21 protein-coding genes are annotated in these 26,131 nt (G+C 60.1%); 15 read left to right on the top strand and 6 right to left on the bottom strand.

Annotation, left to right across the window (positions count from 1 at the left end):
- Window positions 1-41: 41 nt before the first annotated feature.
- The 3 genes from ACP7E6_RS09405 to ACP7E6_RS09395 form a co-directional block, all read right to left on the bottom strand.
- Window positions 42-428, bottom strand: a complete 387-nt coding sequence (locus ACP7E6_RS09405; RefSeq protein ID WP_426229485.1) for a response regulator — start codon at window positions 426-428, stop codon at window positions 42-44.
- On the bottom strand, window positions 425-1,405 hold the full coding sequence (locus tag ACP7E6_RS09400) for a sensor histidine kinase (protein ID WP_426229484.1): 981 nt from the start codon (window positions 1,403-1,405) through the stop codon (window positions 425-427). Before ACP7E6_RS09400 ends, ACP7E6_RS09405 begins: the two co-directional genes overlap by 4 nt.
- Before the next feature lie 208 nt (window positions 1,406-1,613).
- A complete protein-coding gene (locus ACP7E6_RS09395) occupies window positions 1,614-1,775 on the bottom strand; it encodes a hypothetical protein (protein ID WP_426229483.1) in 162 nt (53 codons plus the stop codon).
- A 281-nt stretch (window positions 1,776-2,056) separates the two neighbouring features.
- Between ACP7E6_RS09395 and ACP7E6_RS09390 the strand changes: the two genes are divergently transcribed.
- From ACP7E6_RS09390 to ACP7E6_RS09380, 3 genes are all read left to right on the top strand, one after another.
- The gene (locus ACP7E6_RS09390) at window positions 2,057-3,694 is read left to right on the top strand and encodes a phosphoethanolamine transferase (protein ID WP_426229925.1); all 1,638 of its coding nucleotides are present in this window, start codon (window positions 2,057-2,059) and stop codon (window positions 3,692-3,694) included.
- Window positions 3,695-3,833: 139 nt separating this feature from the next.
- On the top strand, window positions 3,834-4,496 hold the full coding sequence (locus tag ACP7E6_RS09385; protein WP_426229481.1) for a response regulator transcription factor: 663 nt from the start codon (window positions 3,834-3,836) through the stop codon (window positions 4,494-4,496).
- A gap of 26 nt (window positions 4,497-4,522) precedes the next feature.
- On the top strand, window positions 4,523-5,851 hold the full coding sequence (locus ACP7E6_RS09380; RefSeq protein ID WP_426229924.1) for a sensor histidine kinase: 1,329 nt from the start codon (window positions 4,523-4,525) through the stop codon (window positions 5,849-5,851).
- Window positions 5,852-6,022: 171 nt separating this feature from the next.
- On the opposite strand, the gene ACP7E6_RS09375 is transcribed toward ACP7E6_RS09380, so the two are convergent.
- Window positions 6,023-6,682 (bottom strand): glutathione S-transferase family protein, encoded by a 660-nt coding sequence (locus tag ACP7E6_RS09375; RefSeq protein WP_426229480.1) that lies wholly within the window; start codon window positions 6,680-6,682, stop codon window positions 6,023-6,025.
- Between the two features lie 91 nt (window positions 6,683-6,773).
- Between ACP7E6_RS09375 and ACP7E6_RS09370 the strand changes: the two genes are divergently transcribed.
- Window positions 6,774-7,277 carry a winged helix-turn-helix transcriptional regulator gene (locus tag ACP7E6_RS09370; protein ID WP_426229479.1) on the top strand — a complete coding sequence of 168 codons (504 nt, stop codon included), beginning with the start codon at window positions 6,774-6,776 and terminating at the stop codon, window positions 7,275-7,277.
- Between the two features lie 290 nt (window positions 7,278-7,567).
- On the opposite strand, the gene ppk2 is transcribed toward ACP7E6_RS09370, so the two are convergent.
- The gene (gene ppk2, locus ACP7E6_RS09365) at window positions 7,568-8,470 is read right to left on the bottom strand and encodes a polyphosphate kinase 2 (RefSeq protein ID WP_426229478.1); all 903 of its coding nucleotides are present in this window, start codon (window positions 8,468-8,470) and stop codon (window positions 7,568-7,570) included.
- 391 nt (window positions 8,471-8,861) lie between these two features.
- Here ppk2 and ACP7E6_RS09360 point away from each other — a divergent pair, with 391 nt between their 5' ends.
- From ACP7E6_RS09360 to ACP7E6_RS09315, 10 genes are all read left to right on the top strand, one after another.
- A complete protein-coding gene (locus ACP7E6_RS09360; protein ID WP_426229477.1) occupies window positions 8,862-10,271 on the top strand; it encodes a hypothetical protein in 1,410 nt (469 codons plus the stop codon).
- A 109-nt stretch (window positions 10,272-10,380) separates the two neighbouring features.
- Window positions 10,381-11,634 (top strand): aspartate kinase, encoded by a 1,254-nt coding sequence (locus tag ACP7E6_RS09355; RefSeq protein WP_426229476.1) that lies wholly within the window; start codon window positions 10,381-10,383, stop codon window positions 11,632-11,634.
- A gap of 90 nt (window positions 11,635-11,724) precedes the next feature.
- Window positions 11,725-13,992 (top strand): phosphoenolpyruvate--protein phosphotransferase, encoded by a 2,268-nt coding sequence (ptsP, locus tag ACP7E6_RS09350; protein ID WP_426229475.1) that lies wholly within the window; start codon window positions 11,725-11,727, stop codon window positions 13,990-13,992.
- Between the two features lie 238 nt (window positions 13,993-14,230).
- Complete coding sequence (prfA, locus tag ACP7E6_RS09345) at window positions 14,231-15,313, top strand: peptide chain release factor 1 (RefSeq protein WP_426229473.1); 1,083 nt, start codon at window positions 14,231-14,233, stop codon at window positions 15,311-15,313.
- A complete protein-coding gene (gene prmC, locus ACP7E6_RS09340; protein WP_426229472.1) occupies window positions 15,310-16,173 on the top strand; it encodes a peptide chain release factor N(5)-glutamine methyltransferase in 864 nt (287 codons plus the stop codon). Before prfA ends, prmC begins: the two co-directional genes overlap by 4 nt.
- 355 nt (window positions 16,174-16,528) lie before the next feature.
- The gene (locus ACP7E6_RS09335; protein ID WP_426229471.1) at window positions 16,529-17,527 is read left to right on the top strand and encodes a DUF4167 domain-containing protein; all 999 of its coding nucleotides are present in this window, start codon (window positions 16,529-16,531) and stop codon (window positions 17,525-17,527) included.
- A gap of 131 nt (window positions 17,528-17,658) precedes the next feature.
- Entirely contained in the window at window positions 17,659-18,330 is a 672-nt protein-coding gene (locus ACP7E6_RS09330; RefSeq protein ID WP_426229470.1) for a DUF2268 domain-containing putative Zn-dependent protease, read from the top strand.
- A 62-nt stretch (window positions 18,331-18,392) separates the two neighbouring features.
- The gene (locus tag ACP7E6_RS09325; RefSeq protein WP_426229469.1) at window positions 18,393-19,268 is read left to right on the top strand and encodes a phosphotransferase family protein; all 876 of its coding nucleotides are present in this window, start codon (window positions 18,393-18,395) and stop codon (window positions 19,266-19,268) included.
- Window positions 19,269-19,460: 192 nt separating this feature from the next.
- A complete protein-coding gene (gene clpB, locus ACP7E6_RS09320; RefSeq protein WP_426229467.1) occupies window positions 19,461-22,067 on the top strand; it encodes an ATP-dependent chaperone ClpB in 2,607 nt (868 codons plus the stop codon).
- A gap of 179 nt (window positions 22,068-22,246) precedes the next feature.
- Complete coding sequence (locus ACP7E6_RS09315) at window positions 22,247-23,374, top strand: hypothetical protein (protein WP_426229466.1); 1,128 nt, start codon at window positions 22,247-22,249, stop codon at window positions 23,372-23,374.
- A 3-nt stretch (window positions 23,375-23,377) separates the two neighbouring features.
- On the opposite strand, the gene ACP7E6_RS09310 is transcribed toward ACP7E6_RS09315, so the two are convergent.
- Complete coding sequence (locus tag ACP7E6_RS09310; RefSeq protein WP_426229465.1) at window positions 23,378-25,345, bottom strand: M23 family metallopeptidase; 1,968 nt, start codon at window positions 25,343-25,345, stop codon at window positions 23,378-23,380.
- Between the two features lie 247 nt (window positions 25,346-25,592).
- Here ACP7E6_RS09310 and ACP7E6_RS09305 point away from each other — a divergent pair, with 247 nt between their 5' ends.
- Window positions 25,593-25,790 carry a hypothetical protein gene (locus ACP7E6_RS09305; RefSeq protein ID WP_426229464.1) on the top strand — a complete coding sequence of 66 codons (198 nt, stop codon included), beginning with the start codon at window positions 25,593-25,595 and terminating at the stop codon, window positions 25,788-25,790.
- Window positions 25,791-26,131 lie beyond the last annotated feature (341 nt).

Genomic DNA, 26,131 nt, shown 5'->3' with positions numbered 1-26,131 from the left:
TCGAGGCGGCGCCATCGACGCGCATGCCGCGATGATAATGCTCACGCATGGAGGGCACGGACAGCGGCGACGAGGCGCTTCATATCCGTCGGCTTGCCAAGATTGGCAACATCCGCAAGGACAGCATAGCGCGACAACTCTGCCGCGCTGCTGGCACTGGCAAGGACGAACGGCACGCCAAGCGATTTTAACTGAAGGGCGACAGGCGTGACCTTGTCCCTGCCGAGATTGAAATCGAGAACAGCCGCATCGGGACATTCGCGGCCGAGCAGATCAAGCGCATCCTTGACCGAGGCGGCCGGCCCCAGAACCCGAAAGCCGCCAGCGGTCAAGGCGGTTTCCAGTTCCATCGCCAGGAACAGTTCATCCTCGACGACGAGAATGCAGGTCCTGTGGTCGACATTTCCCACTGGATTGCGCATCGTCATTGCACCGGTATCTTGAGGACGGCGGTCAAACCGCCCGGAGCATAGGTCAGTTCCATGTCGCCGCCCAGTTGAGCGGAGGTGCCTTTCATCAATGTCGTGCCATACCCTTTCCGTTCCGGCAGTTTGACGCGAGGACCGTTTTCCTCGCGCCATTCGCAGGTCAGGTATGGCCGCTCCGGCGCGGTGCCGTCCAGCGTCCATGTGACATGGACTTTGCCCTCGGGGGTGGCAAAAGCGCCGTATTTCACCGCATTGGTTGTCAGTTCATGGAAAATCAAGCTGACCGAAAGCACCTTCGGGCTTTCAAGCTCGATAGCGGGACCGTTGCAGGAGAGGCGGCCGACGCCCAATTCGCCGACTGCCAGTCTCAGGACGTCTTCAAAATCGGCGGCGTCACGCGTCGCGGCAATCTCCTGCGCCCGGAACGTCGTCTCCAAACGCCCGAGCAGCGTTTCGCGATAGTCAACCGCCGTGCGGTCTTCGACGCTGGTCTGCATGGCAATCGAACGCACCACGGCAAAGAGGTTGTTCATCCGGTGCCGCGTTTCGGAGACAATGAATTCCATTTCAGCATCGTGATGCTGACGGTCCGTGACGTCATCGAAAAGGACAAGGATGTTCGTGCCGTTATCATTCGGGTGGATGAGGCGGCGGGCATCGATCAGAAAGGTTCGCAGCCCGATCTTTGGAAAGTCATGCTTCACCTCGAAGCCGATCACCGCCGCAGCTTTCGGGATGACCGATGCCAGCAGATTTTTAAGCTCGGCGATGTCCCACTGGCCGTCCCCGAGGCCAAAGAAGCTCTCCCCGAGGATATCGTCCCGATTGACCTTGAAGGATCTGATGAAGGCGTTGTTTGCGGTGGTCACGCAGAAATTCTGATCGAGAACCACGATGGGCTGCGTCATCGTATCAACGACGCCCTGTGCCTGCACGTGCCCGCTTTTCAACAATCGATAAAGGTCTTCCAGCATCATCTGTTTTTATCTTCCTGAGCAATTTCAGGTCGATGTGCTGCTTAAATGCCTCGACCTTGGGGTGCTTGAGATGGATCTCAACAGAAATACTAGGGCTTGGTTCCATTTTGAAAAGAGCTTCGAACCGGCGTTTTTGGCGGGTCCCGACGATCGACGCCGTTTTTCAGTTGCTGCACGGATGGCGCGCGTCACCCCGTCATGAGCCTTTTCAACGGCTCATCGTATCCATGCGCAGCGCCGTTGCCGAGGACAGCCTGTGCGTCAGCGCGGAGGATTGCGATCCGGAAAACTGGATCATCGGGATCAGGACGATCACCAGGATGAGGAGGGCGATATAGAGCAATCCAAACGGAATTCGACGCGCTTTCAAACAGCAATCTCCAGTGTCGGCGGGGACCGTGCCCGCGAATGCTGACAGCAGCCTGAACGTGGGCAAGGCAGGCGCGCCTGGCTTTCGCCGCGTCGTCCAACACTGGCCGCGCTGTCCTGTTGACCGTTCAGGTTCCTGTCAGAAAGCCGGACCAGATGTGCGGGAATGGAAACGGCCGCGGCACTGCCCGGCCACCGGACCGTGGCTGACGGTTTGGACAGCGACGGACGTGTCGCGGCCGGATCCACCCGTCTCATATCCTGCAGGAGAGTTCCTTGTCGGTGGAAAGCCTATCAATCGCCACGCCGCGCGTGCTGCGCCCGGTCATCGGCAGCGTCACGCTGAGCCTGATCGTGGCGCTCTATCTCGTCTCCGTCACCAACAGGACGTTCTGGTCGAAGGCCATGGAGTATCTCGCTGCCCCGAGCACTGCGGTTTTTCTGCTCGGCATCGGGCTTTTTTCGCTGTTTGCAGCGATCTGTGTCACGGCTTCGGTGAAATATCTGACGAAGCCGTTTTTCATCCTGCTGATCATGATCGCCGCAGCCTGTTCGCGCTTCATGGATACATTCGGCACCATCATCGACGTCGACATGATCCGCAATGCGGCGGAGACGACCGGTTCGGAAGCGGGCCATCTGCTGACTGCGGGTTTCCTTGCCCATATGTTCCTGTTCGGGATCGTGCCGTCGCTGCTGATCGCCGTGGTGCGCATCAAGCACCGGCCTTTCCCTCAGAAGTTCAAACACAATATCGTGCTGATCCTGTGCCTGCTGGCCGTCTTCACGTCCGTCAGCATTGCCAATGTGCGGACGTTTGCATCGACGATCCGCCAGCACCGCGATCTCGTCGCCACGCTGAACCCTGTCGCGCCGATCTTCAATGCCGTGCGCTTTGGCTTGGCGACCGGGGCGGACAAGAATGTCGCCGTCCAGCCGCTCGGCACCGATGCCCGGGTGATCGCCCCGACACAGTCGGGAAAACCGCGCGTCACCATCATCGTCGCCGGGGAAACGGCACGGGCGGAGAATTTCTCGCTGGGCGGCTACGCCCGCCAGACCAATCCGCTGCTTGCCCGGCAGGACGTGCAATATTTTACCGATACGTCGAGCTGCGGCACGTCGACGGCAGTGTCTCTGCCCTGCATGTTTTCCGTCTATCCCCGTTCCAGCTATACGCATCGAAAGGGGCTCGAGACCGAAAACCTGCTCGACGTGCTGACCCGTGCGGGGGTGAAGGCGGAATGGTGGGAGAACAATACCGGCAGCAAGGGCGTTGCCGACCGCATCGCCTACACGTCGTTTTCCGACATCAACGACCCGCGGTTCTGCAAGAACAACGAATGCCTGGACGGGGTTGCGCTCGACCGGCTGGGCGCCTGGCTCGACGGCGTCAAGGGCGACAGCGTGCTGGTGATCCACCAGCTCGGCAGCCACGGGCCGGCCTATCATCTGCGCTATCCGGAGAATTTCAGCCGCTTCACGCCGGAATGCCGGACAGCGGAACTCGGCAATTGCTCACGCCAGGAGATCGTCGATACCTACGACAATTCGATCCTCTATACGGATTACATTCTCTCGACGGTCATCGACATGCTGAAGGCACGCGGAGACAGGATGGCGGGAGCGATGGTCTACATGTCCGACCACGGCGAATCGTTGGGCGAACGCGGGCTCTATCTGCATGGCGCGCCGTATTTCATCGCACCGCCGCAGCAGACCCACATTCCGTTTGTGCTTTGGACCGGCAGCGAAACCAAGGCCGGGATCGACCAGGCCTGCCTTCGGGCAACGCTCGACGAGCCGCGCTCGCATGACAACCTGTTTCACACGGTGCTTGGCCTGATGAACGTCTCGACCAAGGTTTACGAACCGGCGCTCGACGCTTTGGCCACGTGCAGGACCCGCGCGGCGTCCTAAGCGGCGGGCAAGACGGTTTGCGGATGGGCGCGCTCCTGCACGGGAAGCGGCCATCGCCGTGGCTTCAGCCCATTTGACGGCGCAGCTCAAAGCGGGAATAAGAATGCCGGTGGAGCTGACCGATAAGAGGACCAGCGGCTTGCGTGTTCTGCTCGTCGAGGACAATGAGATACTGGGAGAGGCCGTTCGCGATCATATCGCCGCCGCCGATCATGCCATCGACTGGATGAAGACGCTGGACGATGCGCGGATGTCGCTGCGCACCGTTTCCTACGGTCTGATCCTGCTCGATCTTCGCCTGCCGGACGGCAGCGGCATATCCCTGCTGAAGGAGTTGCGGGCAAGCGGCAACGCCACTCCGGTGATCATCCTGACTGCGCATGACCAGATTTCCGACCGGATCGAAGGGCTGAACAGCGGCGCCGACGACTATCTCGTCAAGCCGTTCGATCTCGGCGAACTGTCGGCCCGCATGCTTGCCGTCATCCGCCGCTACGGCGGCAATATTGCACCGGTGATCCGCTTCGGAGACCTGAAGATCTCGCCCGTCGACCGGCGGGTGTTTGCCGGCGACGTGGAAGTCGGTCTTTCCGGGCGGGAGTGGGCGGTGCTCGACACGCTTTTGTCGCGGCCCGGCGCGATCATATCCAAGGCGCAGATCGAAGAGGCGCTCTATGCCTTCGGCTCGGAGATCGAGAGCAACACGGTGGAGGTCTATGTCAGCCGGTTGCGCAAGAAACTCGGCCGGGATTACGTCGTCACCGTGCGCGGCGTCGGCTACAAGATCGGGGTGCCGGCGTGACGCCGCAAAAACCCCGCACGCGCAGCATGACCGGCCGGTTGATCCTGTGGCTCACCGGCGTGACCGTGGCTTTCTGGCTGATCGCGGCGGGCCTTGGCATTGCTGTCATGAAGGACGAATTCGACGAATTCTTCAACGGCTCGCTGCAGGAGACGGCAGAACGGCTGATGCCCTTGGTGCTCGACGACCTGCAGCGTCGCGAGGGTCCGCCGTCGCCCCGGCATTTTCAAAGCGAGGCCGATGATCTGGGAGAGGAATATCTGGTCTATCAGGTGCGCGATGCGACCGGCAAAATTCTGATCCGCTCGCATGATGCGCCGATGGAGCCATTCGACGTGCCGCTGAAGCGCGGGTTCTGGGAAAACGACACCGATCATTTTTACACGGCAACCGCTGCCGACGGCCTGACCTTCGTGCAGGTGGCCGACGCCATGGACAATCGCACCGAAGCGGTGATGGAGGGCAGCATGGCGCTGTTCCTGCCGGTTCTGGTGCTGATCCCGGTCAGCATTCTGCTGGTCTGGCTGATCGTGCGCCGGGCGCTGGCGCCGGTCGATGATCTGCGCGAAGCCATCGAGAAAAAGGACGGCGGCAATCTGGCGCCGGTGCCCTCCAGCATATTGCCGCGCGAGCTGCGGCCGATCGCCAGCTCCGTCAACCGGCTGCTGAGCCGGCTGCAGGCGGCCTTCGATGCAGAGCGGGAATTTACCGCCAACAGTGCGCATGAGCTGAGAACGCCGATCGCCGGCGCATTGGCGCAGACGCAGATGCTGATCGCCGAGCTGGAGGGGCCACGCAAGCGGCGCGCCCAGCAGATCGAACTGTCGCTGGCCAATCTTGGCCATACTACCGAGAAACTGCTGCAATTGGCACGGGCCGAAGCCGGTATCGGCGCCGGTACCGTCGCCGTCGATCTGGGGCGCGTGCTGGAACTGGTGGTGACCGATTTTATGCGCAGCGAGCCCGGCGCGAGGCGGTTGTATCTTTACCGCGAACCGGGGGCGGCGCTGAAAGGAAGCTACAGCGAGGACGCCTTTGCCATCGTGCTGCGCAACCTGATCGAAAATGCCCTTGTGCATGGCGATGGCGAAGAGCCGGTGAACATCCGGCTGGAGGCGGGCGGCGTGGTCCGTATCGTCAATGGCGCGGCCGCCCTGTCGCCGGACGACCTAGCGGCAGTCCGCAAACGCTTCGGGCGCGGCAACAGTCTATCACCCGGCTCGGGGCTCGGCCTGTCGATCGCCGAGCGGTTGCTGCAGCAGATGAATGCCGGCTTCGAGGTGCTCTCGCCAGCCAGCGGCCGGGCGGACGGGTTCGAGGTGGTGTTGCGGTTTAACTCCGGGGATGCTGCCTAATGCGGTGGGCGGACAGAGGCGCGCTTTTCCTCTTCTCCCCGCTGGGGAGAAGGTGGCCCGAAGGGCCGGATGAGGGGGCGGTACGCTCCTGTTTTGCGGAAAGCCCCCCTCATCGCCTCGCATCCGCTCGGCACTTCTCCCCGTGGGGGAGAAGAGAAAAAGCAGTACCTCTCAATCCCTGTCCGGCGCGCCGAGCGGAAAGAATGACCGGTAGGGGCGGCCTTCGTCGATGGCGCGGGCGAAGGAGGGGCGGGCGAGGAGGCGGGCGCGGTAGGCGCGGACGTTCGCAAATGCCTCCGGGATCGGGTGTACCCAGTCGGCATAGAACAGCGACGGGCAGGCGGCGCAATCGGCAAGGCTGAACGTGTCGCCGGCCGCCCATCCGGTCTTGGCGACGACGCCGTCGAGCCAGCCATAGGCATCGTCCAGCATGGCCTTGGCCTCGGTGACCCCATAGGGGTCGCGCTCAGTCTCCGGACGGATCTGGTTGAACACCACTTTCTGCATCGGCGTCATGATGTAATTGTCGAAGAAGCGGTCCATCATCCGGGTGCGCAGCGCCGCTTTCGGGTCTTCGGGGATCAGGCGGACGCTGCCGGGATAGTTCAACATCAGATATTCGATGATGATGGTCGCCTCCATCACCGCGTTTTCGCCGTCCTTCAGCACCGGAAAGCGCTTGATCGGCCAGATCGACTGCCACTCCTCGACGGTGCCGGTCTCCTCGGGGCTGAGCATGCGATAGTCGAAGTCGGTGCCATTCTCGTAGATCGCCACGAGCACTTTCTGGCAGTAGGACGAGAACGGGTGGGCGAAAAGCTGCGGTTTCATCATATCCTCCAATAACTGATTGCAATATGCAACTGGTTGTTTTGTACGGTGACCGATCTTATATTGCAAGCGGTTTTAACGAGGATGCACCGTGGATACTGCACAACGATCGGGATGCCCGATCAACCTTACCCTGGAAATGCTCGGCGACCGCTGGAGCCTGATCATCATCCGAGACCTGATGTTCGGCAACCGGCGGCATTTTCGCGAGCTTTTGACCCAGTCGGAGGAGGGGATCGCCTCGAACATCCTGGCCGACCGGCTGAAGCGGCTGACCGAAAGCGGGCTGTTGTCGCGCCGCGACGATCCGAGTCATAAACAGAAGGGCATCTACAGCCTGACCGAACCATCGATCCAGCTGGTGCCGCTTTTGGCGCAGATGGGCGCCTGGGGCAGGCGGCACACGCCGGCCTCCGAGGAATTGTCGATCCGCGCCGAACTGCTGGAACAGGGCGGGCCGGCGATGTGGACTGATTTCATGGAGGAATTGCGGGCGCTGCATCTGGATGCGCCGGCGCCGGCGCGATCGGTGTTTGCGGAGCTGCGGGCGGCGTATCTGGCGGTTGTGGCGAGGAATGCGGGGGCTGGGGGTTGAGAGAAGTGGGCTGACACGGGGCTTTGGGTTGGTTTCTCGCGATTGTTCCTCTCCGTCATCCTCGCCCTCGTGGCGGGGATCCAGCCGCCGCGCGTCGGCGCGGCGAGAGAACGGCTTCTCCTTTGGCGTGAAGAGTCTTTTGACCCGACGGACGTCGGGTCACTGGATCCCCGCCACAAGGGCGAGGATGACGGGAGGTGAATGGCGATGCCCCCGAACAAAGACAGGGTCTCCAAGCCGTAAGCCAATAGGCTTCACCCAGCCCATTCCACCGGGTGATCTTCTGCCAATCAATACACTTCCGGCACATACAGTTCCGGTGGAACCGGGTGGCGCTGGTAGTCGTCGTTGCGGACGCGGTCGGGCAGGACGAGGTCGGGTTTGGGGACGTCCTCGTAGGGGATCTGGGCGAGCAGATGGGCGATGCAGTTGAGGCGGGCCTTCTTCTTGTCGACCGCCTGGACGACCCACCACGGCGCTTCCTCGATGTGGGTTTTCGCCAGCATCTCTTCCTTGGCCTTGGTATAGTCCTCCCAATGAATGCGGCTTTCCATGTCCATCGGCGACAGTTTCCACTGTTTCAGCGGATCGTGGATGCGCATCTGGAAGCGGAATTCCTGTTCCTCGTTGGTGATCGAGAACCAGTATTTGATCAGGATGATGCCGGAGCGCACCAGCATGCGTTCGAATTCCGGAACGGTGCGGAAGAATTCATCGAGTTCCTCCGGCGTGCAAAAGCCCATGACGCGCTCGACGCCGGCACGGTTGTACCAGGAGCGGTCGAACAGCACCATTTCGCCCGCCGTCGGCAGTTGCGACACGTAGCGCTGGAAATACCATTGGTTCTTTTCGCGCTCGGTCGGTGCGGGCAGGGCGACGACCCGGCAGACGCGCGGATTGAGCCGCTGGGTGACGCGCTTGATGGCGCCGCCCTTGCCGGCACTGTCGCGGCCTTCGAACAGCACGACGACCTTGAGCTTCTTGTACTGAACCCAATCCTGCAGGCGCACCAGTTCATGCTGCAGGCGGAACAGCTCGCGGAAATAGGTCTTGCGCTCGAGCGTCGGCTCGGCCGGCCCCGACATGCCCTCGGCGACCAGCTCGTCGAGCCGGTCTTCTTCCATCTGCATTTCCAGCTCTTCGTCAAAGCTGTCGGCGATTTCCGCCTTGATGCGGTCGAGTTGGTCGATCATTGGTCACACATCCCCGTTGGTCGCCGGCACAGGAGCAGGGTTTGATGACAGGTCTATGACAGTCGGAGCGGCGGGGTGGGCATGCCGGTCGAAAATCAAAAAACTGCAGAGAAAACAACCCTGCGGTTCATGCCGTCGCGCATTCTTGTTGCAACGAGTCATGAAAGGTTCACGCTCAACCCGGCTTGATATGCCATCGGCGGACATCCGGCCAAGGCTGTTCTCTGCCACCCGCACTTCCAGTTGCTTGTTTTAGCTGTCGGCAATTCTGACTTGGTACGGTGGAGTTCCCCATTTGAATGGAAATATCTCACGATACTAAGGTTCAACACCGAGCTATCCAGCTTCAGAACATATAAATTAAGGTTACTGGATATTGGAGGGTTTGCCTGTGACCATTTTATATGACGAGATTTGCTTTGAGCCGGAAACAAGAATGTCAGGACGGCTTATCGTACATGAAGACAGAATAAAGGTAGATCTATTTTCTTTTGAAAGAAGAGGAAACGCTCCTTTCACGCAAAAGCGAAGAGAAATCATTCTTTCTACAGGACAAATTGCGACGTTGATGAATCCGATTGTGAAACTATCTGGCACGTCTAGCACAATGACGCGGTCGGTTGGGCACGTTGAAATCGATGCAAATTATATAGTTCTCGGAACATGCAGCTGGACATCTGATGATCGCGTCGCAACCATAGAATTTTGCTTGCCCGACGCGAAGGCATCACTTTCGTACAGGGATCACGTGAAATTCGAACATTCAAATGCCAATGGGACCGAAGAGGATATTAGAAGTTTTATTTTCAATAAATTAGAAGTGGCGCGGATAAAGGCAGACGATTTCGAGGTGGTTCTCTCAAAGAGGCCTTCTATCCGAGTAGCTACTAAGGACAAATTTGATGACCCCATGTGGATAACAACAATTTTCAAAAATCCGGTTGAGCTAGAAAGCGCCTTGCAAATTCCTCTTCATATAGAAGTTTTTTTCGAGCTTTCAGAGGGGCGCCCCCTACAGCAGAAAGGGTTGGCATTGCGTGCAAGTAATTCAAGTGGCTTAGAAGAGTTTTCTTACCTGCACGATTTTGAGTTCTATCGAAATTCTTCTCTCGGCAATTATAAACATTCCGCGCATCGGCACACCGATGCGATTTTTACAATATTTTCTCAAGATATGCGGGAGAAAACGATTTATGCGCTTACGAAATGGATAAACCGGAGAAGAGAGTGGGAGGTAACGTATTGGTTGATTTCAAGTTTCACCCACGGCAACGCTATTTATGATCGAGGTAATCTATTGCGGGCGATGGCGTGGTTTGAATCAATTCCTGATTATCAAATGGCTAGCCTGATAACCGAAAGTAAATTGAAGAATTTTAGGAAGGAATGCAGAAAATTACAGTCGTTTGTAGACCTCGATATAAGCCCAGCACGTCTTAAAGAGGTCCTGAACGAGCTAACTAGGTCGCCGCTCGTAGATCGGATTGATAGTGCAATCAAAAATATTAGAGCTGCCTATGGAGAAGGCATATTGCCAAGGCAGTTTGATGACCACTGCAAATTGGCAAAAACCATCCGGAACAGTGCGGCGCATGGTGGAGGGGATGAAAACGAGAAGGATTTCCGCCAAATTGTCGCTGCGACATCCGCTATTGAGACACTTGCTCTGCTCTCAACAATTATGACGTTGAATATCGATCTAGCAGATGTTCATGGAATTCTTAACCAATACAAACCACATCCTTACGCTAGTTATTGCTTATGGTTTCTTGAGGGACAGCGCGATGATCCCGTTGACTAACCTATCCCCCTCCACCATTGCACCGCGCCCCCAATTTCGCTAAGAGACCGCCAACTTCTCAAAGCAGGCGCGAACCGCTTGGCGCAGCAGGCAATACCGGTAGAGGCACATGGCACGCATCGTGATGAAATTCGGCGGCACGTCCGTCGCGGATATGGATCGCATCAGGAACGTGGCCCGCCATGTGAAACGTGAAGTCGATGCCGGCCACGAGGTTGCCGTGGTGGTTTCGGCGATGTCCGGCAAGACCAACGAACTGGTTGCCTGGACGCGCGATGCCTCGCCGATGCACGATGCGCGTGAATACGATTCTGTCGTTGCCTCCGGCGAGCAGGTGACCTCGGGTCTCCTGGCGCTGGCGCTGCAGAATATCGGCATCAACGCCCGCTCCTGGCAGGGCTGGCAGATCCCGATCAGGACCGACAACGCCCATGGCGCGGCGCGCATCATGGAAATCGACGGCACCGAACTGATCCGCCGTTTCGGCGAGGGCCAGGTGGCGGTCATTGCCGGCTTCCAGGGGCTTGGACCCGACAACCGGATCGCCACGCTCGGCCGCGGTGGGTCCGACACGTCGGCAGTCGCGATCGCCGCTGCGGTCAAGGCCGACCGTTGCGATATCTATACCGATGTCGACGGCGTCTACACCACCGACCCGCGCATCGAGCCGAAGGCCAAGCGCCTGAAGAAGATCGCGTTTGAGGAAATGCTGGAAATGGCGTCGCTCGGCGCCAAGGTCCTGCAGGTTCGCTCGGTCGAGCTTGCCATGGTATTCAAGGTTCGCACCTTCGTGCGCTCCAGTTTCGTAGACCCCGATGCGCCGGGCATGGGCGATTTTCTGAACCCGCCCGGTACGCTGATTTGTGATGAGGATGAGATTTTGGAACAGGAAGTCGTCACCGGCATCGCCTATGCCAAGGATGAAGCGCAGATTTCGCTGCGGCGCCTGGCCGACCGGCCCGGCGTATCCGCCGCCATCTTCGGCCCCCTGGCCGAAAGTCATATCAATGTCGACATGATCGTCCAGAACATTTCCGAGGACGGTTCCAAGACCGACATGACGTTCACGGTGCCCTCCACCGACGTCGACAAAGCCTTGAAGGTGCTCAACGATTCCAGGGACAAGATCGGCTTCGACGTCATCCAGAACGAATCAGGCCTGGTCAAAGTCTCTGTCATCGGCATCGGCATGCGCAGCCATGCGGGCGTGGCTGCGTCCGCTTTCCGCGCACTTGCCGAAAAAGGCATCAACATCAAGGCAATCACCACCTCGGAAATCAAGATTTCCATCCTGATCGATGGTGCTTATGCCGAATTGGCCGTTCGCACTTTGCATTCCGTCTACGGTCTGGATAAGAGTTAAAGCGGACGGTGGTGACGGCGTTTTCGCTTCTATAAGCCGGAACAAATTACCGCTTGCAGTTGTTGACTTTTATTCGGGAGACGTTGCGCGATGAGAGACCTCTCTGCGGGTCCACGCGTCCTCCTCAGGCGGTTGCGCGAACTGATGGCGGAACCGCTCGAGCCGCAGGATCGCCTTGACCAGATTGTTCGCCAGATTGCGCAGAACATGGTCGCAGAAGTGTGCTCGGTCTATGTGCTGCGCTCTGACGGGGTGCTCGAACTCTACGCCACCGAAGGCCTGAACAAGGACGCCGTGCATCTGGCGCAATTGAAGATGGGGCAGGGCCTCGTCGGCACCATCGCGGCCTCGGCAAGGCCGCTCAATCTTTCCGACGCGCAGGCGCATCCGGCCTTCACCTACCTGCCGGAGACCGGCGAAGAAATCTATCATTCCTTCCTGGGCGTGCCGATCCTGCGCACCGGCCGCTCGCTCGGCGTTCTCGTCGTGCAGAACAAGGCCAGCCGCACCTATCGCGACGACGAGGTCGAGGCGATGGAAACGACGGCGATGGTGCTGGCCGAAATGGTGGCGACCGGCGAGCTGAAGAAGCTGACCCGCCCGGGGCTGGAACTCGACCTGTCGCGGCCGGTGACGATCGACGGCTCGAGCTTCAACGACGGCATCGGGCTGGGATACGTCGTGCTGCACGAGCCGCGCATCGTCGTGACCAACCTTCTGAACGACGATACCGATCATGAGCTCGGCCGGCTGGCCGAAGCGCTGGGATCCTTGCGCATCTCGATCGACGACATGCTGTCGCGCCGCGACGTTTCCATGGAAGGCGAACACCGGGCTGTTCTCGAAGCCTACCGGATGTTTGCGCATGACCGCGGCTGGGTGCGCAAGCTCGAAGAGGCGATCCGCAACGGTTTGACGGCGGAAGCGGCGGTCGAGCGGGTGCAGAGCGAAACCAAGGCGCGGATGATCCGGCTGACGGATCCGTATCTGCGCGAGCGCATGCATGATTTCGACGATCTGGCCAACCGGCTGCTCAGGCAGCTGACCGGCTACGGCGCAAAGATGTCGGCGACGAATTTCCCCACCGACGCGATCGTGGTCGCCCGTGCGATGGGGGCGGCCGAGCTGCTCGATTATCCGCGTGAAAACGTGCGCGGCCTCGTGCTCGAGGACGGTGCGGTGACCAGCCATGTGGTGATCGTTGCGCGGGCCATGGGCATTTCGGTGGTCGGCCAGGCGGCGGGCGTCGTGGCGCTGGCCGAAAATGGCGATGCCATCATCGTCGATGGCGACGATGCCAAGGTGCATTTGCGGCCGATGGCCGATCTGCAGCGGGCGTATGAGGAAAAGGTACGGCTGCGGGCGCGCAAGCAGGAGCAGTTCAAGGCGCTTCGCGGCGTCGAGCCGGTCACCCTGGACGGCAAGCGGATCAAGCTGCAGATGAATGCCGGCCTTCTGGTCGATCTGCCGCAGCTGGTGGAATCCGGCGCCGAGGGCATCGGCCTGTTCCGCACCGAGCTGCAGTTCATGATCGCATCGACCATGCCGAAGATGGAAGAGCAGGAGCTGTTCTACCGCAACGTCATGAAACAGGCGGCCGGCAAGCCGGTGACGTTCCGCACGCTCGATATCGGCGGCGACAAAGTCGTGCCCTATTTCCGCGCGGCGGAAGAGGAAAACCCGGCGCTCGGCTGGCGTGCGATCCGCCTGTCGCTCGACCGGCCGGGCTTGCTGAGAACACAGCTGCGCGCCATGCTGCGGGCTTCCGCCGGCCAGGAACTGCGCATCATGCTGCCGATGGTGACCGAGGTCTCCGAGCTGCGCACGGTGCGAGAGTTGTTGCAAAAGGAAATCCAGCGGCAATCGAAGATCGGCGAGCAATTGCCGCGCAAGCTGCAGTTCGGCGCCATGCTGGAAGTGCCGGCGCTGCTCTGGCAGCTGGACGAACTGATGGACGAGGTGGATTTCGTCTCGGTCGGCTCCAACGACCTGTTCCAGTTCGCCATGGCGGTCGATCGCGGCAATGCGCGGGTGTCCGACCGGTTCGACGTGCTCGGCCGTCCGTTCCTGCGCATTCTGCGCGATATCGTCCGGGCGGGCGACCGCAACGAGACGTCGGTGACGCTGTGCGGCGAGATGGCGAGCAAGCCGCTGTCGGCAATGGCGCTGCTCGGCATCGGCTATCGCTCGGTCTCGATGTCGCCGACGGCGGTCGGGCCGGTCAAGGCGATGCTTTTGGCGCTCGATATCGACAAGCTATCGACAATGCTGCACGCGGCACTCGACGACAAGCGGAGCCAGATACCGGTGCGCGAAATGCTGGTGGCGTTCGCGGCGGAGACTGGGGTTCCGTTGTAGCGGCGGGGTTCGAAGTTGCGGCTTGCACCCCCCTCTGTCGGCGACGCCGACATCTCCCCCTCAAGGGGGGAGATTGGCCGCTGGCGTTGTGCCCTCCTTACTTGGGTGTCATAGGGAAAAGAATGATCTCCCTCCTTGTGGGGGAGATGTCACGCAGTGACAGAGGGGGGTAAACTCTCCTCCAACTCAATTGAATAGGACTGGCGCGCGTTTCGCAGCTGTTCCCACGGAGTACACATTGGCGACCTTACCTGTTGAAAAGATGCGCGAGCTGGAGCGCCGGTTTTCCGAGATCGAGGCGCGCATGGCCGAGGGGCCGGCGGCGGATGTCTATGTGAAGCTGGCGTCGGAATATTCCGAGCTGCAGCCGGTGGTGACGAAGATCAGGCTGTATGAGAAGGCGCAGGCCGAGCTTGCCGACGTCAACATGCTTTTGACCGCCAAGGATACCGACCGCGAGATGCGCGATCTCGCCGATATGGAAAAGCCGGAGATCGAGGAGCGCATCGAAAAGATCGAGCAGGAAATGCAGATCCTGCTTCTGCCGAAGGATGCGGCCGACGAAAAGAGCGCCATCCTTGAAATCCGCGCGGGTACCGGCGGTTCGGAGGCAGCGCTTTTTGCCGGCGATCTCTTCCGGATGTACGAGCGCTATGCGGCGGGCAAGGGCTGGAAGGTCGAGGTGCTCTCGGCCAGCGACGGCGATGCCGGCGGTTTTAAGGAAATCATCGCCACGGTGACCGGGCGCGGGGTGTTTTCCAAGCTCAAATTCGAATCCGGCGTGCACCGGGTGCAGCGTGTGCCTGACACGGAAACGCAGGGGCGCATCCACACGTCGGCGGCGACCGTCGCGGTTCTGCCGGAAGCCGAGGATATCGATATCGAAATCCGCCAGGAAGACATCCGCATCGACACGATGCGCTCGTCGGGTGCCGGCGGCCAGCACGTCAACACGACGGACTCGGCTGTTCGCATCACCCATATGCCGTCCGGCATCGTCGTCACCTCATCAGAAAAATCGCAGCACCAGAACCGCGCCAAGGCGATGCAGGTGCTGCGCTCGCGGCTCTACGACATGGAGCGGCAGAAGGCCGACAGCGAGAGATCGGCTTCGCGCAAGAGCCAGGTCGGTTCGGGCGATCGCTCGGAACGCATCCGCACCTATAATTTTCCGCAGGGGCGCGTCACCGATCACCGCATCAACCTGACGCTCTACAAGATCGACCGGATGATGATGGGCGAGATCGACGAGGTAGTCGATGCGCTGCTTGCCGACTACCAGGCCGATCAGCTGGCACAGCTGGGCGAGGTCAAGGGATGACCGATACGCTCGACAGCCTGTTCGCCGAGGCCAGGGCCCGCTTTCTACAGGCCCATATCGGCGAGGCGGCACTCGATGCCCGGGTGTTGATATCCGGCCTGCTCGATCTGCCGGCAGTGGCGTTCATGACGCGCGGCGCCGAGATCGTTTCGGACAAGGACGCCCAGCGCATTCGCGATGCGATTGCGCGGCGCGCGGCGCACGAGCCGGTTCACCGCATTCTCGGGAGCCGCGAATTCTATGGCCTGACGCTTGGCATGTCGGAGGACACGCTGGAGCCGCGGCCGGATTCGGAGATGATCGTCGAGGGGCTCATTCCCTTCGCGCAGAAATTCGTGACTGAGAAGGGCAGCTGCCACCTGATCGATCTTGGTACCGGAACCGGGGCGATCTGCCTGGCGCTGTTGAGCGCCGTTCCGCAAGCAACAGGGATTGGATCCGACCTGTCGGCCGGTGCCGTCGAAATGGCGAAGGCCAATGCCGAACGCAACGGTTTGAGCGGGCGTTTTGCCGGCGTGGAAAGCGACTGGTTTTCCGGCATCGTCGGCAAGTTCGACATCATCGTGTCAAATCCGCCCTATATTCGCACGGACGTGGTGGCATCGCTGGCGCCCGAAGTGCGCGATCATGATCCGGCGCTTGCGCTTGATGGCGGTGCTGATGGTCTGGATGCCTATCGCACCATCGCTGCCCATGCAGCGCGCCATCTGGCAGAGGACGGCATTGTCGGTGTCGAAATCGGCTACGACCAGCTACAGGTGGTAGGTGGGCTTTTCGAGGGCGAGGGCTTCCGGGTGATCGACCGGGTGAAGGACCTTGGCGGAAACGACCGCGCCATCCTTTTCGCTTTCGGGCGGTAACCCCTGTAAACCGGCGGATATCACAACGTTCTTTTTCGAAACCGCGAAGAAAAAGCTTGGAATCGCACGGGAAGCGGGCTAGGTTCCTCTCACGCACTGGGCAGAAGGTCAAAGATCAGAGATTCGTTCCGGTCAAACCTTGCCGCAGGGATTACTCTCAAAAAAGAGTTGCTAAGGTTCGACAGTGCCTGGTGCGGGTACCTGTTAATTTGACTTTAACCAGCGACGGTACCGTCAAAAGGCGGTTGGGTCGCGGCGCGTGTCTGCTTGATACGGAATCCGTCGAGACGGAATTCCTGGCAAGCCGCGAAGCCACAAGATCATCAATATCAAAGAGAATCCAGGTGAGTGAACGATGAGGCCAGGACAGCAGAACAAGCGCGGCCGTGGGCGTAACAACAACAATACCAGCAGCAACAACAGTGGCGGCGGTAACAACAATAACAACAATCATAACCGGAAGGGTTCCAACCCGCTGACCCGGACCTATGACAGCTCCGGCCCGGACGTGAAGATCCGCGGTACTGCCCAGCACATCGCCGAGAAATACTCGACGCTCGCGCGCGACGCGCAGAGCTCCGGTGACCGTGTCGTGGCTGAAAACTATCTGCAGCACGCCGAGCATTACAACCGCATCATTGCAGCCGCACAGGCGCAGATGCAGGAACGCTTCCAGCGTGATGACCGCGGCGAATTCAACGATCGCAACGAGTTCCAGGATCGCGACGGCAACGACCGCGACGACGATATGGACCAGAGCGACAACGACGAGAATTCCGTCGGCCAGGACCAGCAGCTCGAGCAGGAGCGTCATCACCAGCAGGCCGAGCGCCAGCAGCGGCGCCAGTCGGAAGGTGAGCGTCAGCAGCGCCAGCCCGATCAGCAGGAGCGCCAGTCGCGCCAATCCGACCAGTCGCGTCAAGCCGACCAGTCGCGTCAAGCCGACCAACCGCGTCAAGCCGATCAGCCGCGCCAGGCGGATCAGGATCGCCAGCCCGACCAGGAGCGTCCGCGCCAGGATCGCCAGCGCCAGCAGGACCGTCCGCGCCAGCCGCGTCCCGAACGTACCGAGCAGCCCCGATCGGAGCAGGCCCAGCCGCGTCCGGACCTTGCTCCGCAGCCGATCATCGACGGCTCCGGCCCGCAGCCGATCATCGAAGGCACGCCGGTTGAGGTCGCTCTGGAGGAGGAGGCACCAACAGGCCGCGCTCCGACACGCCGCCGCACTGCTCCCCGTCCACGCCGCCAGCCGCGCCGCGGCGATGCCGGTGGTGACGATGCTGCAGCAGCCGGCGAAGGCGGTGCCGAGCCTGCCGGCGATGCGCCGTCGCTGGAACCCGTTACGACGGAATAAGCCGCGAACAGCTGCCGCAAGGCGGTTTTTGCCCATGTTGAAGGACCCGGTTCGCCTTTTGCGGCCGGGTTTTTTGTTTCAGCGATCTGACGTAGACACAGGCATTACGGAATCGATAAGGGGATGTTTGAATGGATGGCTGGACTTTGCACTGGCTGGAGGCCTCGGGCTATCTGTCCGGCCACCGCACTGAGATAACCGCCGCATTCGAACAGGCTTACCGGACTGTTTCGACGATGATGCCGCCGCCGCGCCTCGATATAATCGTCCAGCGGCTTGCCGGCGAAACCATCCCCGAAATGGGCCTCGTCGGGCGCGCCTATCGCAGCACGATGTTCTCGATGACGGTCGATATGGAAAACCCGAACTTCCTCCGCAGCCTCAGCGACGGCGCCCTTCACCGGCAGATCGTGCACGAGGTGCATCATTGCATGCGCATGGCGGGACCCGGATATGGCTATACATTGGGTGAAGCGCTGGTCAGCGAGGGACTGGCCGGCCAGTTCGTGCGCCATCTGCTGGGCAGCGAACCGGAGCCATGGGAATGCGCCGTGACGCCGGAGGTACTGCAGGCCGATCTGCCCGGCGCGGAGGAGCTTGCAGCGTTTCACTACGACCACGCTGGCTGGTTCTTCGGCACGGGTGCGCGTCCGCGCTGGGCCGGTTACACGCTGGGATACCAGATTGCCGGACATTGGCTGGCCGCAGCCGGGGATATCGATGCCGCCATGTGGGTGAATGTGCCGGCGGAGACCGTGCTGGCCGCGGGGCTGGAGGACGGATTGGCCGGGCAGGGGCGATGATTCTGCAAGCCATCTTCACCAGGTGGGTTTTCTGAAACGCTGTTACCATTATAATCAAGTCCATGAAAACATGTGACGAAGACCATTTTCGCAGCATCATTACCACCATATTTCCGGAGCTTGCCCCGTCGCGCTTCGAGCTGGCGACGGCGGGATGGGATTCGGTGGCCGTCGATGTCGACGACCGGCTGATCTTCAAGTTTCCCCGCCACGCGGTGGCCGAAAAGGCGCTGCAGCGCGAGGCGCAGCTTTTGACCGTGATCCGGCCGCAGATTTCGATGCCGGTTCCCAATCTGCGCATCATCAGTGGCCCGCCGCTGTTTTCCGTGCATGAGAAGCTGAAGGGCGTGCATCTGCTCACTGCCGATTATGATCGCCTGCCGGAGGCCGCGCGGCAGCGGCTGGGCGAGATGCTGGGGCGGTTTTATGCCGAGCTTCACGGGCTGGACGAGGCAAAGATGCTGGCGGCCGGGGCGGGGCCGGTTGCGCCGTGGCAGCCGGTGGCGGCGATGCGGGAACGGGCACTGCCCATGTTGACGGCGGACACCCGGCAGAAGGCCGAGGCCGCGATCGACGCCTTCGAGCAATTGCCGCCGGATCCCTATGGCACTACCTACGGCTTCTTCGATGGCCACGGCTGGAACATGGCGTTCGACCACGCGAACCAGAGATTGACCGGCATGTACGATTTTGCCAATTCCGGCTTTGCGCCCGTGCATCAGGAGTTCATCTATGCGCGCTTCGTTTCAGCCGATCTGACCGAACGGATCATCGCGTCCTATGAAACACGGACGGGCCGGGCGATCGACCGGCAGCGGGTGGATATTCTGACTGCGGCTCACCGTCTGTCCGAACTGGCGGAGCTCACGGACAATCCCGAGCATGTGGACATCATGATCGACAGCGTCGAAAACTGGGCGGGGTCGACGGCTTTGTGAGCCTCCCGGCGAAATCGGCGGCCAAGGCGTCAAGCGCTCTTTAATTTCGAAAATCCCGGCCCCATATTCACTGCAAGCGGCCGGTCCTGTGCAATGCAGGGTCCGGTCAATACGGGCTTGCCTTTTTAGGGAGCTCCATTCCAACTGTCGGCAGTGCCACGTGTGGGCTGACCGATTACCGGAGGTTGACGTATGAATATCGAAAAATACTCCGAGCGCGTGCGCGGTTTTCTGCAATCGGCTCAGACCTATGCGCTGGCAGAGGGCCATCCGCAATTCGTTCCCGAACATGTGCTGAAAGTCCTGCTCGATGACGATCAGGGCATGGCGGCATCGCTGATCGAGCGGGCCGGCGCCAGCGCCAAGGACGCAAAGCTCGCCAATGACATTGCGATTGCCAAGCTGCCGAAGGTTTCGGGCGGCAATGGCTCGATCTCGCTGTCGCAGCCGCTGGCCAAGGTCTTCACCACGGCCGAAGAGGCTGCCAAGAAGGCAGGCGACAGCTTCGTCACCGTCGAACGGCTGCTGCAGGCGCTGATCATCGAGACCTCCGCTGCCACGTCCGGCATCCTGTCGAAGGCAGGGCTGACGGCGTCCAAGCTCAATCAGGTGATCAACGAGATCCGCAAGGGCCGCACCGCCGATGGCGCCAATGCCGAAGCGGGTTTCGACGCGCTGAAGAAATATGCCCGCGATCTTACGGCGGACGCCCGCGACGGCAAGCTCGACCCGGTGATCGGCCGCGACGATGAAATTCGCCGCACGATCCAGGTCCTCTCGCGCCGCACCAAGAACAACCCGGTGCTGATCGGCGAGCCCGGCGTCGGCAAGACGGCGATCGCCGAAGGCCTCGCCTTGCGCATCATCAACGGCGACGTGCCGGAAAGCCTCAAAGACAAGAAGCTGATGGCGCTCGACATGGGCTCGCTGATCGCCGGCGCAAAGTTCCGCGGTGAATTCGAAGAGCGGCTGAAGGCCATTCTCTCCGAAGTCCAGGCGGAAGCGGGTGACATCATCCTGTTCATCGACGAGATGCACACGCTGGTCGGGGCCGGCAAGGCGGATGGGGCAATGGATGCGTCCAACCTCCTGAAGCCTGCGCTGGCGCGCGGCGAACTGCATTGCGTCGGCGCCACCACGCTCGACGAATACCGCAAGCATGTGGAAAAGGACGCAGCGCTTGCCCGCCGGTTCCAGCCTGTCATGGTCAACGAGCCGAATGTCGAAGACACGATCTCGATCCTGCGCGGACTGAAGGAAAAGTACGAACAGCATCATAAGGTGCGGATCTCGGATTCGGCGCTGGTGGCGGCGGCGACCCTGTCGAACCGCTACATCACCGACCGGTTCCTGCCCGACAAGGCGATCGACCTGATGGACGAAGCCGCATCGCGGCTGCGCATGCAGGTGGATTCAAAGCCGGAAGAGCTGGACGAACTCGACCGCCGCATCATGCAGCTGAAGATCGAGCGCGAGGCGTTGAAAAAGGAAACCGACCGCGCCTCGAAGGACCGGCTGGACAAGCTGGAACTTGACCTGACCGGGCTCGAGGAGCAGGCCGATGCGCTGACGGCGCGCTGGCAGGCGGAAAAATCGAAGCTTGGTCTGGCTGCTGACCTCAAGAAGCAGTTGGAAGAGGCCCGCAACGAGCTGGCGGCTGCACAGCGCAAGGGTGAATTCCAGCGCGCTGGCGAGCTGGCCTATGGAGTGATCCCGAAGCTCGAAAAGGAGCTGGAGGTTTCCGAAAGCCAGGATTCGTCGGCGCTCGACCCGATGGTGCAGGAAGTCGTGACGCCGGACAACATCGCCCATGTCGTCTCCCGCTGGACCGGTATCCCGGTGGAAAAGATGCTCGAAGGCCAGCGCGACAAGCTGTTGCGCATGGAAGACGAGCTGTCGCAATGGGTGGTTGGCCAGGGTGATGCGGTTCAGGCCGTGTCGCGCGCGGTTCGCCGTTCGCGTGCCGGTCTGCAGGATCCAAACCGTCCGATCGGTTCGTTTATCTTTCTTGGGCCCACAGGCGTCGGCAAGACGGAGCTGACCAAGGCTTTGGCGCGCTTCCTGTTTGACGACGATACGGCGCTGGTGCGCATGGACATGTCGGAATATATGGAGAAACACTCCGTCTCCCGGCTGATCGGTGCACCTCCGGGCTATGTCGGCTACGAGGAAGGCGGCGCCTTGACCGAAGCGGTGCGGCGCAAGCCCTACCAGGTCGTGCTGTTCGACGAGATCGAAAAGGCGCATCCGGACGTGTTCAACGTGCTGTTGCAGGTTCTCGATGACGGCCGCCTGACCGATGGTCAGGGCCGCACCGTCGATTTCCGCAACACGATGATCATCATGACCTCCAATCTCGGGGCGGAATACCTCGTCGGGCTTGGCGAAAACGATGACAGCGACATGGTGCGCGATCAGGTGATGGACGTCGTGCGCGGTCATTTCCGGCCGGAGTTCCTCAACCGGGTCGACGAGATCATCCTGTTCCACCGCCTGAAGCGCGGCGAGATGGGGGCGATCGTCGATATCCAGCTGACGCGCCTGCGCCAGCTGCTGACCGATCGCAAGATCACGCTCGAACTCGACGATGAGGCGCGCGCCTTCCTCGCCGACCGGGGCTACGATCCGGCCTATGGTGCGCGTCCGCTGAAGCGGGCCATCCAGAAATACGTCCAGGACCCGCTCGCCGAGCAGATCCTCCAGGGCAATTTCCCGGATGGTTCGACGATCAAGGCTTTTGCCGGCTCGGATCGCCTGAACTTCAAGCTTCGCGAGGGCGGCGAAAAGGCCGCCGCCTGAGCCAAGACCTCAAGAAAAAGGCCGTCCTTCGGGGCGGCCTTTGTCGTTTGGATAATACGGGGGTATCAACGAGCAGTATGGCTTGCGGTTAGGCCATTTTCGCGAGTATCGGCTTTAAGTCGACAACTTGTTCCCCGTGCTGGTAAGCTCTTGCCGACGACGCGTGGGGACCGGTATTTGTGTTAGAAAATCTTATTGAAAAAATTCAGGGACGGCTTCGAGATGGAGCCTATTCCAACGAAGCTGCTGTTTCAATTAGTGTGATCATGCCGATTCTTCGGTTGCTCGGTTGGGATGATAGTGATCCTGAACAGGTAATGCCGGAGTACGCAAGTGGTGGGCGACGCGTCGATTTCGCTCTTTGCATAGCCGGAAAGCGGCCCAGTCTTTTTATCGAAGTAAAAGGTGTTGGGCGTGCGTTGGATGGCGATCGGCAACTCTTTGAGTATGCCTTCCACGAAGGTATTCCCTTATGTCTGCTGACCGATGGGCGCGATTGGAGTTTTTACCTACCAGGAGGACAAGGCACTTATGACGATCGCCGTGTTTACCGGTTGCAACTCAACGAGCGGCCAACATCTGAATGTGCACGCGTATTGAAACGCTATATGGAACGGGCGCGGGTAAAGTCAGGGGATGCATTTGAGGATGCAATGCGCGACTATCGCGATATTGCTTCTCGCCGCGAAGCCGCAAGAAGCTTGCCAATAGCATGGAAACAGCTAGCAGAGCAACCAGAGGATCTTCTCGTCGAATTGCTCAGCGAGCAGACGGAAGCCATCTCAGGTTTTCGACCTTCGAGCGCGGAGGTTACTCACTTCTTGCGATCTTTGAAAGTATCCTCAGATTCTACCATTGCTCAGCGTGCCACGAGGCAACCGGCGTTAAATGGCAGCGTACCAACGAGCGTTGTTGTGGAGGAAGCGCCCGCACATCCCACGACTCCCGTAAGTTCTAGTGGCAGAGCATTAGAATATACGCTGTTTGGCTCGCGGCGAACCGCTCACAACGCGGCAACAGCTCTGATTCAAGTTCTGTCGGCTATTGCAGAGCGATATCCCGACCAAATGGAAGCAATCGCGATTGCCGCTCGCGGGCGAAGCAGAAATCACATAGCACGCTCTGCCGAAGAAATTTATCCTGCAAGGCCTGACCTTGCGCGGGCATCTGAGATTGCACCCGGATGGCTCGTAGGACTGAACATCGCAAATCGTGAGAAAACACGCATTATTCGAGAAGCTTGTAGAGTTGTCGGCTTGCGCTATGGCATAGATGTTCTGATCGACATGCCAAACGCGGATGCCTAGATTCTACTGTGCGGCAGCCACTTCGGCGCTGCCATTGTCCTTGGCCAGCAATTCGTCGATGCGGCCGCGTTCCTTGTCGAACTGGGCCAAAGCCTGGCCGTCGAGCGACTTGCCGCCGGGCAGGCGGATGCGCAAGGGATCGACGCGGTTGCCGTTGACGATCAGCTCGTAATGCAGGTGCGGTCCGGTCGACAGGCCGGTGGTGCCGACCCAGCCGATAACCTGGCCCTGCACGACTTTCGAGCCGGCGCTGACATTTTTGGCAATCGCGCTCTGGTGATTGTAGGACGAGACATAGCCATTGGCATGGCGGATCAGCGTCTGATTGCCATAACCGCCGGAATCCCAGCCGGCCTTTTCGACGATGCCGTTGCCCGCCGCGATGATCGGCGTGCCGCGGGGTGCGGCCCAATCGACACCGGTATGCATGCGCGAAAAGCCGAGGATCGGATGGCGGCGCATGCCGAAGCCGGAGCGGAACGTGCCGTTCGGAACCGGATTGCGCAGCAGGAACTGGCGGATGCTCTTGCCCTGCTCGTTGTAATAGTCGATCGAATTGTCGTCGGGATCCTGGAACCGGTAGAAACGCGTCTCCGCATCGCCGAACTTGGCATTGACGTAGAGCAGTTCTGAATCGTCGGTTGCCTTGCCGCTGCTGTCGGCGACCGAGAAGAATGCCTCGAGACGGTCGGTCGGTTTCAATTGCGCCTGGAAATCGACATTGCTGGCGAGCAGCTTGATGATCTGGGCGATCATCGTCGAGTTCATGCCGTAGGAGAGGGCGGCGCGGTAGACGCCGTCATAGACGCGCGGCAGGTCGCGCCCGGCATTGATCACCGGGGTTCCATTGTCGTCGAATGCGCTGGCAACGGCTGCCAGTTGCGGCGGCTCGTAAGCCTTGACGAAATTGCCCTTGTCGTCCAGCGCCATGGTGAAGACATGGGCACCGCGCGTATAGACGGTGGCCCGTACGACCTTGGCCTCTTCGTTTTCGCCCTTCTGGATGATGCCGATGCGCAGCACGTCGCCCTCCTGCAGATCGGTGGCGTCGAGGGCCGGCCGCAGATAGCCGGCGATATCCTCGGCCTGGGCTTTCCCATAACCGGCATTGATCAGGACGGTGGCGATCGGCGTTGCCCGGCGCACCGGAATGACGTCGTCGGCATATTCGGTTGTCTGGTTGGTGATCGTCTCGAAGGCGGAGACCGTCATGTTCTCCTCGACCACCCGGGCCGACAGGCCCTGGATCAGGTCGAGATCGGAGGCGTCGGAGGCGAAGCGGCGCGGATCGATATAGAACAGCGAGGCCAGCTGGGTATTGCCGTCGGTCAGAACCGAGCCATTGGTACGGACATTCTCCTCGACTTCGTCCATCGACATCGAGGGTGCGAATTTGAGCGTCGAGCCCTTCAGCGGGAAATCCACCGTCTTCAGCGCCACTTCGGATTCGACGTCGGAGCCGTAGAGCGTCCCGGTCCGGCTGACCGGCGGGGCCGCATCCGCCTCATCGCTGGAAAAGATCGCCAGCGGATCGAAGGCGGGATATTTTTCCGCCGGCTGATGGTTGGCGGCCAGCGTCATCTTCACATGCGCGAAAGGCTGGCGGCGAACCACCTCCTTCTCGCCATCATGGGTCATGGTCGAGACTTCCATAATGGTGCGGTCGGAGGGCTTGGCGACAATGCTGGGGCTTAAGATACGGTCGCCGCGCTTGGCAGCGGCTGTCGGCTGCGAACCGCGGACGGACGGGTCCATCGCGGCATAGGCTTCGGCGGGAATGGCCAGTTGCTGGCGCCCGTCCAGCGCTGCAAACAAAGCAACGCCCATCAGCAGACTGGAGGTAATGCCGGTCAGAAACGTACCCGAAAGCCAGCGCAGGGAAATCTCGCGCCGGTCGGGAGCCTTGCGTCCATCCGCAAGGATCGGCGGCTCGTTGCCGAGCGACCGTATCATGGTCTTGTCCGTGATCATGCCAATCGAGCAGGGTCCCTGGTTACGCGCCGTTTCTTATTATGGTCCGGGTAATGTTGTGCGAAGATGTGCATCTTTCATGCCTTCAAGTCAAACAGAACGGCCATCACTCTATAAGGGGCTCTCCTATAGAGAGGGAGAGCTATCAAAACGCAGTTGCGAGACGCTGTTTAGAGCGCCAATTGTGAAGAAGTGAGGGCGGCATTGTGTTTTCGGTTCCATACAAGGGGTTATCCGGATTGTCGCAATGCAGCAAAGCCTTACGGCGCAAGCCTTTGTCAAAAAACTGTCATTTTTTTCAAAATTCCTGTTGACTATGAACGACGCCTGGGACTATAAACCGCTCACCAACGAGGGCGGCGGCGCTGCTGGCGACCGACGAACTCGCTCTGAAGTTTCTTACGAAAGTTTGGTGCGGATTGTGGGTTTCAGGCGGGAACGCTGAGGCTCTCGGGGTTAAGGTTTCGACGGATTTTGGTTCGTCTGTTTTTTGACAATTGCATAGAGAGAAAGAGAAACGTGGGCGGCGGATGTTCGCAACTGGATTAAGTTCCGGTTTTAAGTCGACAATGGCGGTCACGTTTCTATGAGAAGTTACATCGTTCTTGCTTTAGCATCTTTAGTGGTGTGGGCAGTTCGGCGCCGGATGGCGACGGATTGTTTGAGTGAGAATATGTGAAGTTCTCGTCGATTCAGACGTGACCATTAAAGCCAGACTAGATTTTCAACTTGAGAGTTTGATCCTGGCTCAGAACGAACGCTGGCGGCAGGCTTAACACATGCAAG

Origin of the sequence: Pararhizobium sp. DWP3-4, from assembly GCF_049898205.1 — a bacterium.
Taxonomy (GTDB): Bacteria; Pseudomonadota; Alphaproteobacteria; order Rhizobiales; family Rhizobiaceae; genus Pararhizobium.
This window is presented reverse-complemented; position numbering and strand designations above follow the sequence as displayed.